General features: G+C 36.6%; 13 protein-coding genes. 5 read left to right on the forward strand and 8 right to left on the reverse strand.

The features are described from left to right. Nucleotides 1–611 precede the first annotated feature (611 nt). The 4 genes from DD829_RS20925 to DD829_RS20940 form a co-directional block, all read right to left on the reverse strand. Complete coding sequence (locus tag DD829_RS20925; protein WP_108409201.1) at nt 612–2,057, reverse strand: TolC family protein; 1,446 nt, start codon at nt 2,055–2,057, stop codon at nt 612–614. Then, a complete protein-coding gene (locus DD829_RS20930; RefSeq protein ID WP_076392652.1) occupies nt 2,044–5,238 on the reverse strand; it encodes an efflux RND transporter permease subunit in 3,195 nt (1,064 codons plus the stop codon). Before DD829_RS20930 ends, DD829_RS20925 begins: the two co-directional genes overlap by 14 nt. A gap of 87 nt (nt 5,239–5,325) precedes the next feature. Continuing rightward, nucleotides 5,326–6,411, reverse strand: coding sequence for an efflux RND transporter periplasmic adaptor subunit (locus DD829_RS20935; protein WP_175608810.1), 1,086 nt, complete (start codon nt 6,409–6,411; stop codon nt 5,326–5,328). Nucleotides 6,412–6,559: 148 nt separating this feature from the next. Next, nucleotides 6,560–6,949, reverse strand: a complete 390-nt coding sequence (locus tag DD829_RS20940) for a hypothetical protein (RefSeq protein ID WP_108411055.1) — start codon at nt 6,947–6,949, stop codon at nt 6,560–6,562. A gap of 414 nt (nt 6,950–7,363) precedes the next feature. On the opposite strand from DD829_RS20940, the gene DD829_RS20945 reads away from it, so the two are divergent. From DD829_RS20945 to DD829_RS20955, 3 genes are all read left to right on the forward strand, one after another. Continuing rightward, nucleotides 7,364–8,236 (forward strand): hypothetical protein, encoded by an 873-nt coding sequence (locus DD829_RS20945; protein ID WP_108410182.1) that lies wholly within the window; start codon nt 7,364–7,366, stop codon nt 8,234–8,236. 249 nt (nt 8,237–8,485) lie between these two features. Beyond that, nucleotides 8,486–8,890 (forward strand): hypothetical protein, encoded by a 405-nt coding sequence (locus tag DD829_RS20950; RefSeq protein ID WP_108411334.1) that lies wholly within the window; start codon nt 8,486–8,488, stop codon nt 8,888–8,890. Nucleotides 8,891–8,908: 18 nt separating this feature from the next. Then, on the forward strand, nt 8,909–9,352 hold the full coding sequence (locus DD829_RS20955; protein ID WP_108411335.1) for an META domain-containing protein: 444 nt from the start codon (nt 8,909–8,911) through the stop codon (nt 9,350–9,352). Nucleotides 9,353–9,411: 59 nt separating this feature from the next. Here the strand turns inward: DD829_RS20955 and DD829_RS20960 are convergent, their stop codons facing one another. Next, nucleotides 9,412–9,669: a SemiSWEET transporter gene (locus DD829_RS20960; protein ID WP_116548118.1), complete on the reverse strand. Its 258-nt coding sequence runs from the start codon at nt 9,667–9,669 to the stop codon at nt 9,412–9,414. Nucleotides 9,670–9,849: 180 nt separating this feature from the next. Here DD829_RS20960 and DD829_RS20965 point away from each other — a divergent pair, with 180 nt between their 5' ends. Both DD829_RS20965 and DD829_RS20970 read left to right on the forward strand, forming a co-directional pair. Next, entirely contained in the window at nt 9,850–11,268 is a 1,419-nt protein-coding gene (locus DD829_RS20965; protein WP_116548119.1) for a LuxR C-terminal-related transcriptional regulator, read from the forward strand. Nucleotides 11,269–11,685: 417 nt separating this feature from the next. Further along, entirely contained in the window at nt 11,686–12,960 is a 1,275-nt protein-coding gene (locus DD829_RS20970) for a hypothetical protein (protein ID WP_123906951.1), read from the forward strand. A 50-nt stretch (nt 12,961–13,010) separates the two neighbouring features. Here DD829_RS20970 and DD829_RS20975 read toward each other — a convergent pair whose 3' ends face one another. The 3 genes from DD829_RS20975 to DD829_RS20985 are packed head-to-tail and all read right to left on the reverse strand — an operon-like array spanning nt 13,011 to nt 16,647. After that, nucleotides 13,011–14,054, reverse strand: a complete 1,044-nt coding sequence (locus DD829_RS20975) for an NAD(P)/FAD-dependent oxidoreductase (protein WP_116548120.1) — start codon at nt 14,052–14,054, stop codon at nt 13,011–13,013. Nucleotides 14,055–14,109: 55 nt separating this feature from the next. Further along, a complete protein-coding gene (gene gldN / locus DD829_RS20980) occupies nt 14,110–15,048 on the reverse strand; it encodes a gliding motility protein GldN (RefSeq protein WP_108410342.1) in 939 nt (312 codons plus the stop codon). Between the two features lie 9 nt (nt 15,049–15,057). Continuing rightward, complete coding sequence (locus tag DD829_RS20985; protein WP_108410343.1) at nt 15,058–16,647, reverse strand: GldM family protein; 1,590 nt, start codon at nt 16,645–16,647, stop codon at nt 15,058–15,060. Nucleotides 16,648–16,661: the final 14 nt, after the last annotated feature.

The raw sequence follows: 16,661 nt of genomic DNA on the forward strand, positions 1-16,661 counted from the left end.
AAATAATCCTATGTGTAAACTCCGTCAAAAGTACAGAAAATAGATCATTTTTTATCAAAGAATATGGAATTAAAATGTGGTATAGAATTATTTCTACTTTACAAATATATCAATTGAAAATCAAACAATTAAACAATAAAAATCATAATATTAAGCTGTCTTAATTTATGAATAATGACCGCATTTGTTTTTTTATTTCACCATAACGTTATAATTTCGAAACCGGAAATCAAAACAACAGACAAAAATTAATTTAAGCCGTTTTATAATCATTGAATAGAAAAGAAGCCCTAAAAAAGCACATGCAGATAAATTTTGAAAAGCTAATAAAAACATGATTCTATTCATAAATCTCACCACCTTCCTTAACAGGAGAAATTACTTTTTTGGAAGGCTGGTTTTTTAAAATTTAATTTTCAAAAAAGCTAATAACCATTTTTTTTAAAATGATAATAACCGTGAAGAAATAAATTAGTCCTGTATCCTACAGGTAAATTGGGAAGGAGGTTCTGAAATATGAACCTTTTTATTAAAGTTTTCAGTTTTAATCGAAAAGAGACTGTTCCTTACGGGCAGCCTCTTTTCTTTTTAAAACATTAAGGATTTACAAATCACTTCCAGCCTCCGCCTAAGCTTTTGTAAATATCAACAACTGTACTCAGCTGTTTTTGTTTAGCTTCCACCAGTTCCATTTTGGCATCCAAAGCATCTCTCTGGTTCAGAAGAACTTCCAGATAATCGGCTCTTGAATTTTTAAATAACTGGTTAGCAATATCTATTGATTTTTCCAAAGCATGTGTTTCTTCAGACTTCAGTTTGTAATACTGATCGATGTTTTTCACTTTAGACATTAAATTGGCAACATCCAGATACGCATTCAGAATGGTTTTATCATATTCGTACAACGCCTGAATCTGTCTTGCATCCGCCGTCTGAAAGTTCGCTTTAATGGCACTTTTATTAATCAACGGACCTGCCAGTTCACCCACCAGACTTGCTGCCATAGATTCCGGCAATTTTACCAGATAAGATGGTTTAAAAGCTTCCAGTCCTAATGTTGCAGAAATTTCAAGGCTAGGATAAAACTCTTTTCTGGCAGCTTCCACATCCAGTTTTGATGATTTTAACTCCAGCTCAGCCTGTTTAATGTCGGGACGGTTTGCCAGTAACTGTGACGGAATTCCCGTATAAACCGTCTGAGGAATCATCGACATGAAATCTCCTTTTGATCTTACAATCGGCTGTGGAAAACGTCCGCAAAGCGCATTGATTTCGTTTTCTTTTTCAGTAATTTCCTGACGGATGGTAAATTCCGAAGCCTTAGATTTTGCCAGTTCCGCCTCGAATTTTTTTACCGCCAGTTCCGTGGCTGCTGCAGCTTCCTTCTGAATTTTTGATATTTCCAAAGCTCTCTGCTGCAGTTTTGTGTACTGCTGAATGATATCCAACTGATTATCCAGAGCCAATAATTCATAATAATTATCAGCAACTTCCTCAATTAAGTTCGAAAGAACGAAATTCTTCCCTTCCACGGTAGAAAGATAATGTGCTACTGCAGATTCTTTCTCCGTTCTCAGCTTTTTCCAGATATCCACTTCCCAGTTTGCCATCAGTCCACCCTCAAAATTTCCAAGCGGATCCGGCATTTCTTTTCCGGGTTCTATTTCTGTGGTGGCATCACCTGCTCCTTCGCTGGTGTAGCGTCCTGCTTTTTTCACACCCGCTCCGATTCCTGCGGAAACAGTAGGTGTTAATCTTCCTTTTTTCGCCAAGACACCGCTTTTTGCAATTTCAATTTCCTGCAAAGTAATCATTAACTCCTGATTATTTTTTAAAGCAGTTTCTATTAAGGCTACTAAATTAGGATCTGTAAAAAACTGTCTCCAAGGGGTTGTTCCGCTGTTATTATTGGCATCACCCTGATCCTGCTGATTAAAATTCTGAGGAATATTTTCTTTCACCTCATCTTTTACCACGGTCGCCATGGGCGCCTTACAGCCTGCTAAAACAAGCGATAAGGCAATGGCAGCTATATATCTTTTATTATAAATCTTCATGTTTGTCGTCGTGTTGGTACGGTTCTGTTTGTTCTGTTAAAGGATTTTCCTCTTCATATTTTGCCAGTTTCGATTTTTCTGCGATTGTTCCAAAGATGTAATACAATCCAGGAATAATCATCAGTCCGAAAATAGTTCCGATCAGCATTCCTCCTGCTGCAGCGGTACCGATGGTACGGTTACCAATCGCTCCCGGTCCCGTTGCCAGAACCAATGGAATTAAACCTGCGATGAATGCAAATGAGGTCATCAGAATCGGGCGGAAACGGATTGCAGCTCCTTCAATGGCAGCCTGCGCTACAGGAATTCCTTCTTCGGCTTTTTTCTGTACGGCAAATTCTACAATCAGTACGGCATTTTTACCCAAAAGACCAATCAGCATCACCATTGCCACCTGAGCGTAAATATTATTCTCCAGTCCTAATAATTTCAGACATAAGAAAGCTCCGAAAATACCTGTCGGTAACGATAGAATTACCGGTAACGGAAGAATGAAACTTTCGTACTGTGCGGAAAGAATCAGATAAACAAATCCTAAGCAGACTAAGAAAATGAAAATCGCTTCGTTTCCACGGCTTACCTCGTCCTTAGAAATACCTGCCCAATCGATCCCAAAACCTCTCGGAAGGGTTTTATCCGCAACTTCTTTAATGGCTGCAATCGCCTGTCCGGAACTGTACCCCGGAGCCGGAGTACCACTCACCTCGGCAGAATTGTACATATTATGTCTGGTAATTTCGGAAAGACCGTACACTTTTTCCAGATGCATAAAGTCTGAATACGGAACCATTTGCTCCTTATCATTTTTTACATATAATTTCAAAAGATCACTCGGTAACGCACGATATTGAGGGCCCGCCTGAACGATTACTTTATAAGGTCTGTCGAAACGGATGAAACTGGTTTCATAGTTTGAACCGATTAATGTGGATAAATTATCCATTGCATTTTCAATCGTCACTCCTTTTTGCTCGGCAAGATCATTATCCACTCTCAACATATACTGAGGGAAACTCGCGGAATAGAACGTAAACGCAGAACCCAGTTCCGGACGTTTTTTCAGTTCTCTAACGAAGTCGTTACTTACCTTTTCCATTTTTTGATAATCTCCGCTTCCCGCTTTATCGAGCAGACGAAGCTCGAAACCACCTGCTGCACCGTATCCCGGAATGGAAGGCGGCTGGAAGAATTCTATATTTGCACCGGGAATATTCTTCGCTTTTTCTTCAAGCTTTTCTATGATTTCCGCGGCAGATTCTTTACGGTCTTCCCAGCTTTTAAGATTAATAAGACAAGTACCGGAGTTGGAACCCGTACCTTCGGTAAGGATTTCGTAACCTGCCAGTGAAGAAACAGACTGTACTCCATCTATATCTTCAGATTCTCTTAATAGTTCTTTGGCAATCTGGTTGGTTCTTTCCAGTGTAGAACCCGGAGGAGTCTGAATAATGGCATAAATCATTCCCTGATCTTCCGCAGGAATAAATCCTGAAGGCAATGAATTGCTTAAAAAGAATGTACAGGCACAGAAAGCTAATAGTAATGGTAAAGTGATTGTTTTTTTCTTCACCGTTTTGTTTAGCATTCCTTCATATTTGTTAGCTCCTTTTGTAAATAATCCGTTGAATTTATCAAGGAAAATAGTAATGGGAGTTCTTCTTTTGGCTTTTCCGTGGTTATTTTTTAAAATTAAAGCACATAAAGCCGGCGTTAATGTTAAAGCAACAACCCCTGAAAGAATAATTGCAGAAGCCATGGTGATGGAAAACTGACGGTAGAAAACTCCAACCGGACCGGACATGAAGGCAATCGGAATAAATACGGATGCCATTACCAGAGTAATTGCGATAATTGCCCCGCTGATTTCGTGCATTGCTTCTTCAGTCGCTTTTAGCGGAGATAAATGCTTCTCCTCCATCTTGGCGTGAACGGCTTCAATAACCACAATCGCATCATCCACCACGACCCCGATTGCCATAACAAGCGCAAAGAGAGAGATCATGTTTAAGGTAATTCCGAAGGCGGACATGACTGCGAAAGTACCTACTAATGATACAGGAACTGCCAAAGCAGGAATTAAGGTTGAACGCCAGTCTCCCAAGAATAGGAATACAACGATTGCCACCAAAATAAAGGCTTCAAAAAGCGTATGAACTACTTTTTCAATAGAAGCATCAAGGAATTTTGATACGTCATAACTGATGTCGTAATGCATTCCTTTCGGGAAAGTGGTTTTCTGCAATTCTTCCATCAAAGATTTTACATTCTTGATAACGTCACTTGCGTTGGAACCATACGATTGTTTTACCGTGATTGCCGCAGAAGGCTTTCCGTTTAAGGTAGAATAAATATCATACATGGACGATCCGAATTCTATATCGGCAACATCTTTCAGTCTGATGAATTCTCCGTCCGGTTTTGCTTTAAGAATGATATTTCCGTAATCCTTTTCGTTATTAAAACGTCCCGGATATTTTAAAATATATTCAAATGACTGCGATCTCTTCCCTGAACTTTCCCCTGTTTTTCCCGGAGAAGCTTCTAAACTCTGCTGATTCAGGGATTCCATTACTTCATCTGCTGAAATGCTGTAAGCCGTTAATCTGTCCGGTTTCAGCCAGATACGCATCGCATATTCTCTTGTTCCCAATATATCTGCGAAACCTACACCACTTACTCTTCTCAATTCAGACATTACATTGATGTCTGCATAGTTGAAAAGGAATTTCTGGTCAGCTTTCGGATCATCACTGTACAGGTTAATGTACATCAACATATTGGGTTCTTCACGGGTAATTTTCACCCCTTCACGAACAACCAATGGCGGAAGTTTATTAACCACCGAAGAAACACGGTTCTGTACGTTTACTGCTGCTACATTCGGATCGGTTCCCAAATCGAAAACCACCTGAATGGAAGCTTCCCCGTCGTTTCCGGCATCGGAAGTCATATATTTCATTCCGGGAACCCCATTCAGACCTCTTTCTAAAGGAATAACAACGGATTTAATCAACAATTCATTGTTGGCTCCGGGATAATCCGCCGTAATGTTTACTTTGGGCGGAGAAATGGACGGAAACTGGGTAACCGGTAATTTTACAAGGGATAAAACTCCCATAAATACGATAATCAAAGAGATTACGATAGACAGAACAGGTCTGCGAATAAATTTCTTAAACATAAAATAATGATGAATTATTAATGATGAATGATAAATGATGATTATGAAGTTTTTGCATAATCACGATCACGTATCGATTATCGTATTCTACTCTGCTTTTAATTTTAATGACTGAAGAACTTTTTTCGGATCCTGAACTTTTGTCTGAACTTTCTGATCGTCTTTTACTTTCTGAACTCCTTCCAATAAGATTTTATCTCCGGTTGAAAGTCCTGAAGCCACAACGTATACATCAGGAAGCTCATAAGCGATCTTTATATTTTTAGATTTTGCCACTCCGTTCTTGTCTACCACGAAAACATATTTCTGATCCTGAATTTCGTAGGTAGCTTTCTGAGGAATGATCAAAGCGTTTTTCAATGGTAACGTCATTCTTACTTTTCCGGTTTCTCCGTTTCTCAGAAGTTTATCCGGATTCGGGAATTTAGCTCTGAAAGCGATATTTCCTGTCTCACTGTCGAATTCCCCTTCAATGGTCTGAACCTGTCCTTTCTGTGGAAAAACATCTCCGTTTGCCATAACAAGATCCACCATATTGCTTCCTCTTGAAGCTACATTTCTCTGATAGTTAAGATATTCCGGCTCCGAAACGTTGAAGTACGTGTAAATATCGTTGTTATCGGAAAGAGAGGTTAATAAATCTCCTTCATCTACCAGACTTCCCAGTTTTAAAGGAATTCTGTCGATAATTCCTGAAAACGGAGCTTTAATATCTGTAAAAGACAGGTGAATCTGTGCCAGTTTTGCTTCAGCATTGGCTGCATCCAGCTTAGCTTTTGCCATCGCTCTTTCGTTTTTGGAAACAATGTTGTTGCTGGCCAATGTACTTGCATTTTTCAACTCAATTGTTGCCTGAGCAACTTCTGCCTGAGCTTTCAGTAATTCTGCCTGATATAATTTCGGCATAATTCTGAATAAGGTTTGTCCCTGACGAACAAACTGTCCCTCATCTACAAAGATTTTCTCAAGAAAACCTTTTTCCTGTGCACGAACTTCGATGTTCTTTACAGATCTGATCTGCGCTACATATTCTTTATCAATCACAGTATCCATCACAACGGGTGAGGTTACCGGATAAACAGCGGCTTCTTCTTTTTCTTCTTTTTTCTTGTTACAACCTGTGAACAATAAAATACTGCTTAGCGCAATGCTTGCGACAACTCTTTTAATCATAATTCTAGAGTTTATGTAAATCGTTAATGTTTTAAATATGAAAATGACAATAAGAGGATCGACGGAATAATTGATTGCCGGCAATTACAACGCAGGATTTTCCCACCGAATAGCTAATCGGCAGAAAACGGGTTTGAAAATGTGGATTTTAAATTCTGATAGAACGAATCAGAATGAATTTTTTAACAGAAGAATATTCTGATATACAGCTATGGATCGCTGATTTTAGTCTTTTGAAACTTTTTAAACCAAAAATATAGACCAAGGTGAAAACACTGGCGAAAGCCACCATTGCCTGAAAGGTATCGGACAACTGGAAATCGTCTTCTGCAAGTTCGAGCGTGTATGCATTGCTTACATCATCCGAAGCCTGCTGCATAGAAAGCTTTTCGTAGGTCTGGTTTAAACGGTTTGCTTTTTTGGGTAAATTATGAGAAGTGTGGGTGTAATCGTTTCGTAAAGTTTTGACATTGATCTTACTTTCTACTACAAAAAGCAGAAAAAGAGTGGTCAAAAAATATACGATATAGTTTCTCATGATTTCAAGGCACAAATGTAGACTTTAGTTTTGTTATATTTCAAGGCAATTGTGTGACAACTTGTTTACATTAACAATATTTAACACTTCTTTAAATTCGCTGAATTTGTTTAATTATACAAAAGCACACCTATCTTAAAAGGGATAAAAAAATTGATTACCAAATAATTAACATCATAAAAAATTTTATCTACCATTTGTGAAGTTCGTTAATACGATTTCTACGTCATACAATCCGCCCAGAACAATGTTAAATTATTGTAAAATTCCCATATTATTGATAAAAATAAAATATAATAACATTTATATTAAATTATTTATCACAATAAAAGAATATTTATTATTTTTACAACAAAATACCACCGAAAACTCTCATATTTTTTATCTGATAAAAACTGACATTAACATTATAACATGAAAAACAAAATCTTTATTTCAGGCTTCCTTCTTGCTTCTATTTTTTCTTTTGCGCAAGTTGGTATTAATACAACATCTCCCGATGCTTCTGCAGCTTTAGATGTGAATTCAACGAACAAAGGGATTCTCGGTCCCAGAATAAGTCTTACTTCTGCTACCATGCAGATCGGAACAGCGCCTAATGCCGCTGGTCTTTTAATTTATAATACGGGACCAACAATTACTCCCGGATATTATTTCTGGAATGGATCTGAGTGGAGGGTTTTTAACACTTCATCTTCAGGAAGCGGCTCGACACAGTCTCTTGCCAATGTGGAAAGTATTGCCGTAATGGGACCGCTTGTTGCAACATCGGATAACGGAAGAGCCGGATATGCTCTTTCCATCACGACACCGGACGGAAGATTTTCGGTAAGAACATTTATTCCTACAAATACAAATTTCTCGCAGGTAAATCTGCAAATAAGAAACAACACTACCGGAGTAGTGGAAATTATCTCCAACGGACATTATCTTTGGGGAGGAGCAGGTGGCTATCAGCAAAACCAGCTAAGACTTCCTGTGGGTGCATGGGCAGGAGATAATGCAACTTCAAGTGCGTCTCTTATTGACGCCACCACAGGAGCAAGAATCCAAACCGCATCTACCAATCCTTATTGGGGCGATCCCGAAACCTATGCAGGAGGTATGCCGGAACAGCGTTTGTACTCATGGACCACGAACGACGGAGCCGATAAAACATTTTATAAAATGTATTACATGATGGGATCTTCTACTCCCGGAAATGCAGGAAACAGTACAAACTGTCCTTCAGGAACCTGTAATACGACGAAAGCATTTTTCACTATTGACCAGATAAAAGCGCCATAGGATTCTAGAAACACATATTTGATTTTCAAGAGACGTTCCCGGAATGTCTCTTTTTTACTTTTAAAATGAGTGTTATTTATTTATTCAAAGACGGGCTTACTTTATCTTATTTAACATAAAATATTTTAATAACGGTAAAAAAGCATTTAGTTTTAATTAATTTATAAAAATTTAACATATTATTATCATAAAAAATTGTAATTTTAAGCATCATTACATTAATGAATCACTTAAAAATCACATCTTATTATGAAAAAATTATTGCGGATTATTACATTAACAGCTATAGTGGTCTTCACCATAACAGCATGTAAGAATCAGGTAAAAGAGGAAATTGTGGAACCTGAGAACAATGCTGCCGTAAAACAGGAACCTGATAAAATTACCAAAGAAGTTTATACAGATGAATCCGGAGAACAGCTGGAGGTAAGTTTTAATGAAACCCAACACACTGTTGTGGTGCATCTGAACGGCAAATCTTATGAGCTTAAAAAAAGCGATGAACTTCCCGAGTTTACAGCGGGAGACGCAAACTATCAATATTCTGATGTGCGTGGTGAGATTACTTTCCTGAAGAAAGATTACAATATGGTATTGTTCCATCACAAGAAAAGCAAAGCTTCTTCATCCAATACTAAAATGGCTTCTTATTAATCACGAAATTTTAAAATTATGAAAAAATTAATCACTTATTTTTGTGCACTACTCTTTATGGCTTTTGCGGCTTCATGCATGTCTAAGCCTTCCGCAACGGCTCCTTCTGAAAATAATTCTGATATCACCGGAAAAACATGGAAACTTACTGAACTCAACGGTAAACCTATTCAGCTTAAAAATCCTAAGGCTGTACCCCATTTTATGCTGAATACTTCGACAATGAGATATGAAGGTCATGGCGGCTGCAACGGTGTAGGCGGTACTTTTGAAATAAAGCCAGAAGTCATGCGCATTAAATTCAACCAGGGTATGTCTACTATGATTGCCTGTGATGATCTGGAAACGGAACGTGCATTTACGCAAGCGCTGCTTTCTGCTGATAATTATTCTGTAAACGGAAATACTTTAACTCTTAACAAAGCCAGAATGGCGCCTTTGGCAAAATTTACTTTAAAGTAATTATAAAGATTAGTATAGATAAGAACACTTCCTGATGACGGAAGTGTTTGTTTTTTAGGTTATTTGTTTTTATAGATGAGGCAGCAAATAAGCAATGTAACGTTTACAACTACCGAAAATGCATTGGTAAGGATGATGGGAAGTTCATCTTTCAGAAAGCCGTACCAGATCCAGAGAGAAACTCCCGAGATAAGTACAATAAGCATTCCCGAAGAAAGATCATCGGCATTTTTTTCTTTAATCACTTTTACCAATTGAGGAATCATTGATCCAGAAGTAAGAAGACCGGCGATTATTCCTAAAACATTTTCATTCATAGCTGCTATTTGATTAAGATATAGCAAAAATTATGGCAATTGTTAAAATAATTTTAAAATTTTCCCTAAATTCATCATAAACTTATTTTTTAGGAATTTTATTCAGTAATTCTTTTTAAAAAGATAATGATTTTCTCAATTTATAATAATTATCGTAATTTGCTTTATAAAACATAAATTATGGTGTTTCATCACATCCGGGATTATATTGTATGTATTGTCTTTTTGTTATTAGGAATTCAAAGCTATGCTCAGAATCATTCAATATCAGTTCTTGACAGTATTACAGATCAGCTTCGTGTTGAAGGAAATATTAATAAAAGTATCATTCTGAATAAAAATGCTTTAAAAGCCTATACCAGAAATTCAGATACTGAGGGAGTGATTAACGCCAATATTAATCTTGGCGGACTTTACTGGTATTTAAATGATTACAAAGTAAGTCTGCAGTATTTAGAAACCTCAGAAAATCTTTCAGAAAAAACAAAAAATCCTTTGCTTTTAGGAAAGCTGTTTGGGGAGTATGGAAGAAATTATGCTTCTCTCGGGTTATTGAATCAATCTAATTCAAATCTAAATAAGGCGATATTTTACGCTAAAAAAATTCAACAGAAAAAGCAAAGAGAAAAACTTCTTTTCTATTACTACACCTGGAAAATTGCCAATTTTGAAGAATTGCACCTTCAGGATTCTGCGGATGCCTTACAAAAGGACCGGAAAAAACTTGTTGTACAGCCTCTTACTTATGTATACACAGCAGAAAGATTTCTAAGTCTGAAAAAGCCGGATTCTGCAGAATATTATTTAAATAAGGCATTAAAAATATCCGATCAGTATAGTCTTTACCAAAAATCGATGACGTTTTATGCTTTCGGAAAACTGTATTTTTTAAAAAAGGATTATGATAAAGCTTTAGATTTTTTTAATAAATCTCTGGTTATTGCCCAAAAGCTTTCCAGAAAAAATGACGAAAAAAACATCAACAAATTTGTTTCGGAAGTGTATGAAAAGCTTGGTGACATTTCTAAAAAGAGCGAATATCTTGAAAAATACATCAAAATAAAAGACAGCATTGATGATGCAGAAAGGGAAGCTTTGGTAATCCCTGTAAAAAAGATTATCGACCGTGAAAAGAGAAATGAAAGAAAAGACAGAATTCAGCTTTACATTCTTATTACCATCATCATTATGTTGGCATTAGCGGTTATATTCGGGCTGAGACAGCGATACATCCGAAAGCAAAAAGAAAAGGAAGCCATCATCACGGAAACATTGCAGGAAACAGACAAACTGAAAAGTAAGCTGAATAATTCTCTGGACGAACTTACCAAACTTGCCAGTACAAATGATCCGTTCTTTCTGATGAAATTCAAAGAAGTCTATCCCGAGTTTTATGAGACATTAATCACGAGATATCCTCATCTTTCTCCCAACGATATCAGGTTCAGTTGTTTTCTCAGATTAAATCTCTCTACAAAAACTATTGCAACGTATAAAAATATTTCGATCCGAACGATAGAATCCAGAAAATACAGGCTCCGAAAAAAATTAGGTCTTCCTTCAGATGTTGATCTCAATAAATGGATGATGGAACTTTAGCATAAAATATAATAAAATCCTTAATTCGTTAAGGATTTTTCATTTCATCATCATGATAACTCTAATAATTCCGTGATTTATCCTCTACTGAAAAACTACTCAAAACAAAAAAATAAAATACTCAATATCAGCTCATTAACAAATTAAAGTAGATTTGCAGTATCTGTTTTTTTCAATATTGGCTATAGTTTTGCCCCGTTAATCGCATCACAAATTATCTATGAATATCATATCACAATAATTGATTTTCACATTTAAATTTTTGACATAATAAGGATTATATAGTTCACTGAATTTATAGCAAATAGATAGTGAATGTGTGTTCAGGAAAGTAAATATTATAAAGTTCATCCCACTTTAAATATTTGCTTCCTGTTTTTAATCGAAACAAAAACAAAGATTCTAAATACACTAAAAATGAAAAAAACAATTCTGGCATGTTTATGTATTATTTCATCTGTTACGGCTTTCTCACAAGTAGGTATTAATACCGCTCAGCCGAATTCTACCTTAGACGTAAATGCCAAAAACGCCACCGGTACTTCTGCCGCTGTCGACGGATTACTCGTTCCCCGTGTCGACAGACAAAGAGCCCAAAGCATGAAAAATGTACCGGTTTCCACATTAATATTTGTAAACAATATTTCCACAGGTTCATTATCCGGTACAGCGGTTAATATTGATAGTGTGGGATACTATTACTTTACAGGTGTGGTCTGGTTAAAGCTGATTACCGTTGATAAAGATTCAAATATCTATAATTCCAACGGAACTCTTTCCGGAAACAGATTGGTAAGTCAGGGAGCCAATACTTTGGCATTCTCAGGTTCATCCGTTCATTCCTTCTCTGTGGACGGAAGTACCTTTTCTGTAGACGCAGCCAATAACAGAATCGGAATAGGAACCACTACTCCACAAAACAAACTGGATTTAGGAGGCGGAAATGGCAAAAAGCTGGCGTTATGGAACAGTCCCGCAGGAGACGATTTTTATGGATTGGGAAATGCGCAGGATGTTCTACAGCTTTTTTCCGGAGCTAAACCGGATGGAGATCCGCTTATGACTTTGAATAAAACCGGAAAAGTAGGAATAGGAACAACTTCTCCTTCTACCGTTTTGGATGTTCGTTCGGCTTCAAAAGGAGCATTAAAAATTGCAGATGGTACACAGGGAGCAGGAAAAGTTCTCACTTCAGATGCCAATGGAGTTGCCACTTGGGTATCTCCTTCCACACAGGTTATTATAGGTTCAGGATCTAACGGAGGCTATAATCTTCCTTTTATAAAATTCAGCGAATACAGATACACAGGAGCCACCATTCAGTTACCTCCCGGAAAATGGATGATAACAGTGAGCCAGCTTGTAAAACCTGCGGGCGGATCTCTGTCTCCTAATGACTGGCTATTTGTAAGAAGCACCTTTTCTGAAGAAAATCTTACTACAATCGGACAGGCCGGAAACAGGTCTCCCGATGTAAAGTCTCCTGCCTTAATGAGTTTTAAAGTTACCGGACCGGGAACTTATGATACTGCTACAGGAACTATTCTTATCCATAATACATCTTCGGGAACAAAAACGTACCGATATATTGCCGGAAGTACAGAAGGCGGAATTTCATCTACTCCAATCTATCTGGACGCATTTGCCGGAGGATGGGCAGAAAATACAATTTATGCTACGGCAGTGAACTAAAAATATATTATTTGTTAGCGATTAAGGCTGAACTTTTATGAGTTTCAGCCTTAATTTTTATTTTTGAACCGCTCTAAAGAAATTTCCTCATGCAACGGAATGCCCTCTTCAATAAAATCATATAAACTTTTGGAAAAATAACAGCCGTTCAGAATCCCTCTGGCTCCTAAACCATTGAAAACATAAAAATTGTGATGGTCAGAATGTCTTCCGATAATCGGTCTTCTGTCTTTTACGGTTGGTCTGAATCCAAAATTGATGTCTTTAATTTCAAAAGGATGAGGATAAAATTCCATCAGCCCTTTTTTAAGCTGTTCAACGGCAGATTCGTCAATTTCCTGATGCAGCTGCTCTCTGTCATAAGTACCGCCGTAAAAATACAACTGATCATTTACCGGAAAAAGAAAATGCTTTTTCTTGATAGTAATATTTTCAGGAATTTTTTCTGAAAGCTCTACTTTGATATGATGACCTTTATTGGGGTTTACGGGAATATCGGAAAAAAAAGGATTATGCTTCACTCCCATTCCTTCACAAAATAAAATATTTTTGAACGTAAAATTTTTATATGTTGATCTTTCTGCATCTAAATCAGAATAAATAAATTTTTCAGCGATTAATTTTTCATTTTTTTCTAAAAAATCAAATAAACCCGTAAAAAATCCATTAACATTTAATCTTGCAGACTGATTAACCTTTCCTGAAAGAAAATCGTTTTTTACCACTTTTAAATGATCAAAATTTTTATCTAAAAATTGAGAAAGATCATCATTGTCTGATTTTTTCAGCCAAAGTGTCTGTTCATTTTCATCATGAAAAATTCTGTGGATAGGTGCATCTATAAGATAGTTTTCTCCTGTATAATACTCAATTTCTTTTAAAGTATTTTTAAGAAAATCGATCTGTTCCTGTGCTTTCCAGAAAGTGGTGAACTTTTTAAGGACAACAGGATTAATGATTCCCGCAGAAACCTGCGAAGCACTCTTCTGTCTTTCCGAAAACATGACAAAAGACCTGTTGTTTCTAATTAACTGATGTGCAAAAAAAAGTCCCGCATATCCGTCTCCAACGATAATATAATCTACATTCTTCATAATAAAAAAACCTGAGTAAAAATACTCAGGTTTTCTATAATTATCAAGTGAAATCTTAGTAATTCCACATATCATTTTCCATTTGAAGGATCTGCGCCTTAATTCTGTCGCTTTCGTCAATCTGATCTTCAGCATCTCTTGGAATATAGTCTTTGATAACTCCATCACCTAGTCCTGTTGAAGATTTGAAGATAACAGAAGAGAATCTTCTTGCGTTAATTAAATCATCAAAAGATAAGTCAGCAGATGAATTTTTTCTGTTGAAAACGAAATTATTCGCTAAAATATCTCTTGCATTAGGATAATAAACCCAAAAAAGATCAATTAAATCATTAGCTCCCGGTAAAGGCTGTCCATCCGGAGTCGTTCTACCAATTAATTTTGGATCTGGTCCCATTGCAGCAATTCCTAAAGGTCTGTACTTCAATTGTCCATCTCTTTTATCGATAAACCACATACCGAAGATTTTTAAAACTTTAACCTTTTCAGTTGTAGTTTCATAAACGTCAGTAAGCTCTTTTTTCTCCTGCTCGGTTAGCTGACGTCCACTATTTAAGATATTAATCGCTTCATCATCAACTCTTACGTCAACCAATCTTGTCTTGATTTGTTCAGGAGTAAGTCTCTGAACGAAATTCTCATCGTCATAAACTTCTTTAATGTCTCCATTTAAAGCACCGTCTAACAATAATTTATACAGAGATTTTGTTTGTGTAGCTAATAAACCATCAGGGTTGTTATAATAGAAAGGCTGATTGATTTTGTCATTCATATCTATAACTTCCCAAACAAACATGCTCTTTAAGATATCTTTATCCTCAACAAATCCGTATTCTAAAGGTTTTACTTTTTTGTCAATAAGAGTATCTCCAACTTTCATTTTGTTCTCAGCTCTCATTTTTCTGAATTCTTCAGGAGAAGAAGCATTCAGAATAGTTTGGGAAAACATCAATCCCGAAACTACTACTAAAAGACTGCTAATATATTTTTTCATAATTATTTGTTATTGAACATTAATTAATACCGGTGAAATATTCGGAACTATTGTATTTCCTAATCCAGTAGCTGTTGCTTTAATATCAAAGATATAAACGCCATCTCCAGGTCTTAAGTTTCTGAACATTCCCGCTGCTCCTTGTAATGAATTACCCTGAACCTGCATTGATGCTCTACCCGGAACTCTTACCATGAACGAAGTCACGTTAAATGATACAGGGAAATCAAAATCTGGAATAACAGCCTGAAGTTGCTGATTTTCAACAGAACTTGCTGGTAATGTAAGAATATTCTTACCTCTGATTTGTCCTTGTGGCGGCGGTACATTTTTAATTCTGTATTCGAATACCTGAGAAATTGATTTTCCATAAGGATCCGTTCCAGATAATGTGATTTTAAGAATACTTCCTGCACCTGGTCTAACATCCCACTTACCTGGTCCTGTACTCTTAACAGTAGCTCCCGGAGCAGATAATGAAAGTTTAGCATTGTCAGCTCCTAAGATAGATCCTGAAACAGGGTTATCTAAGTTTCTGTACATCACATTCATTTTATCAGCAGAAAGCAATAAACCTTTTTGAAGCTTAACTTCCTGTGGTCCTGCGATTACATTATAAGTATGTGTGAAAGGGAAGTTTTGAGCTTTTCCAGTCGCATCTGTTAATGTAATATTTCCGCTAAATGTTTTTGGTCCAATACCACTTGTATTAAGTGAAGCTGTTCCTTTTCCATTTTCTACTTTTATACCAGAACTCATAGTAATTTTATTACTATTAGAATAGTTTCCTAACATTACAACTGCTTCAGCCGGTTTTCCTGCAATTACATCTACAGGCGCAGAAACAATAGCTTCATAGCTAGTAAATTTAATACTTGCATCCACTTTTTCCTGTAGCATTAATGCCAATGCATCAGACTGAACGTTTCTTGCATCATTCTGAATAATTTCTAAGTTAGAAATTGCAGCAATTAGCGGCTGATGATAAAACTTGTTTTGGAACCAAGTTTTGTCATTTGGAGATTTTCCTTTTGGATATTCGGCAATTAAAGATTTATTAGCTCTTTCAACCAAATCCTTCAATTGCGGATTGTTTCCGAAAGTAGCGTTAATGTAATTTCTTACATCATCAATTTTTGCTTTTAATTCCAATGCACCTTTTGACGGTGTGTTTTCATCTCCTTCTCTGAAAAAATATTCAGTTGTAGCTTCATTATTATTAAGCGCCGCAAAGTTTTCACTTACATCAACATCTTTTCCCTGTGCATCTTTATCGTGAAACTCTGATTTCTTCTTAAGAACATCTTTAATTTCCTGAGCAGATTTTACCAAAACATTGATCTTATCTCTAAGAACCTGATACTGAGCCCATGGCTGCGCATAAGTATCCGGAACCTGCTGAGCTTTAGCTTCAAGAGTTTTTTCAAAAATCTTTTCGTTTTTTCTTTCAGTTAAAGTTCTTGTTTCATTAAGAGCTTTAGTAGAGTCATAATATGACCTGATGATTTCCGCATCAATATTTAGGGCCATCATAGCGATGAACACCAAATACATCAGGTTGATCATCTTCTGACGAGGTGTCTGTTTTCCTGCTGCCATTCTCTTTTCTTTGT

This window comes from Chryseobacterium sp. HMWF035 (assembly GCF_003094695.1).
GTDB classification, from domain to species: Bacteria; Bacteroidota; Bacteroidia; order Flavobacteriales; family Weeksellaceae; genus Chryseobacterium; species Chryseobacterium gambrini.

Bases quoted from the DNA above. Each gene is read 5' to 3' on its own strand.
- DD829_RS20925 (WP_108409201.1), bottom strand. From the start codon at position 2,057: ATGAAGATTTATAATAAAAGATATATAGCTGCCATTGCCTTATCGCTT.
- DD829_RS20930 (WP_076392652.1), bottom strand. From the start codon at position 5,238: ATGTTTAAGAAATTTATTCGCAGACCTGTTCTGTCTATCGTAATCTCT.
- DD829_RS20935 (WP_175608810.1), bottom strand. From the start codon at position 6,411: ATGATTAAAAGAGTTGTCGCAAGCATTGCGCTAAGCAGTATTTTATTG.
- DD829_RS20940 (WP_108411055.1), bottom strand. From the start codon at position 6,949: ATGAGAAACTATATCGTATATTTTTTGACCACTCTTTTTCTGCTTTTT.
- DD829_RS20945 (WP_108410182.1), top strand. From the start codon at position 7,364: ATGAAAAACAAAATCTTTATTTCAGGCTTCCTTCTTGCTTCTATTTTT.
- DD829_RS20950 (WP_108411334.1), top strand. From the start codon at position 8,486: ATGAAAAAATTATTGCGGATTATTACATTAACAGCTATAGTGGTCTTC.
- DD829_RS20955 (WP_108411335.1), top strand. From the start codon at position 8,909: ATGAAAAAATTAATCACTTATTTTTGTGCACTACTCTTTATGGCTTTT.
- DD829_RS20960 (WP_116548118.1), bottom strand. From the start codon at position 9,669: ATGAATGAAAATGTTTTAGGAATAATCGCCGGTCTTCTTACTTCTGGA.
- DD829_RS20965 (WP_116548119.1), top strand. From the start codon at position 9,850: ATGGTGTTTCATCACATCCGGGATTATATTGTATGTATTGTCTTTTTG.
- DD829_RS20970 (WP_123906951.1), top strand. From the start codon at position 11,686: ATGAAAAAAACAATTCTGGCATGTTTATGTATTATTTCATCTGTTACG.
- DD829_RS20975 (WP_116548120.1), bottom strand. From the start codon at position 14,054: ATGAAGAATGTAGATTATATTATCGTTGGAGACGGATATGCGGGACTT.
- gldN (WP_108410342.1), bottom strand. From the start codon at position 15,048: ATGAAAAAATATATTAGCAGTCTTTTAGTAGTAGTTTCGGGATTGATG.
- DD829_RS20985 (WP_108410343.1), bottom strand. From the start codon at position 16,647: ATGGCAGCAGGAAAACAGACACCTCGTCAGAAGATGATCAACCTGATG.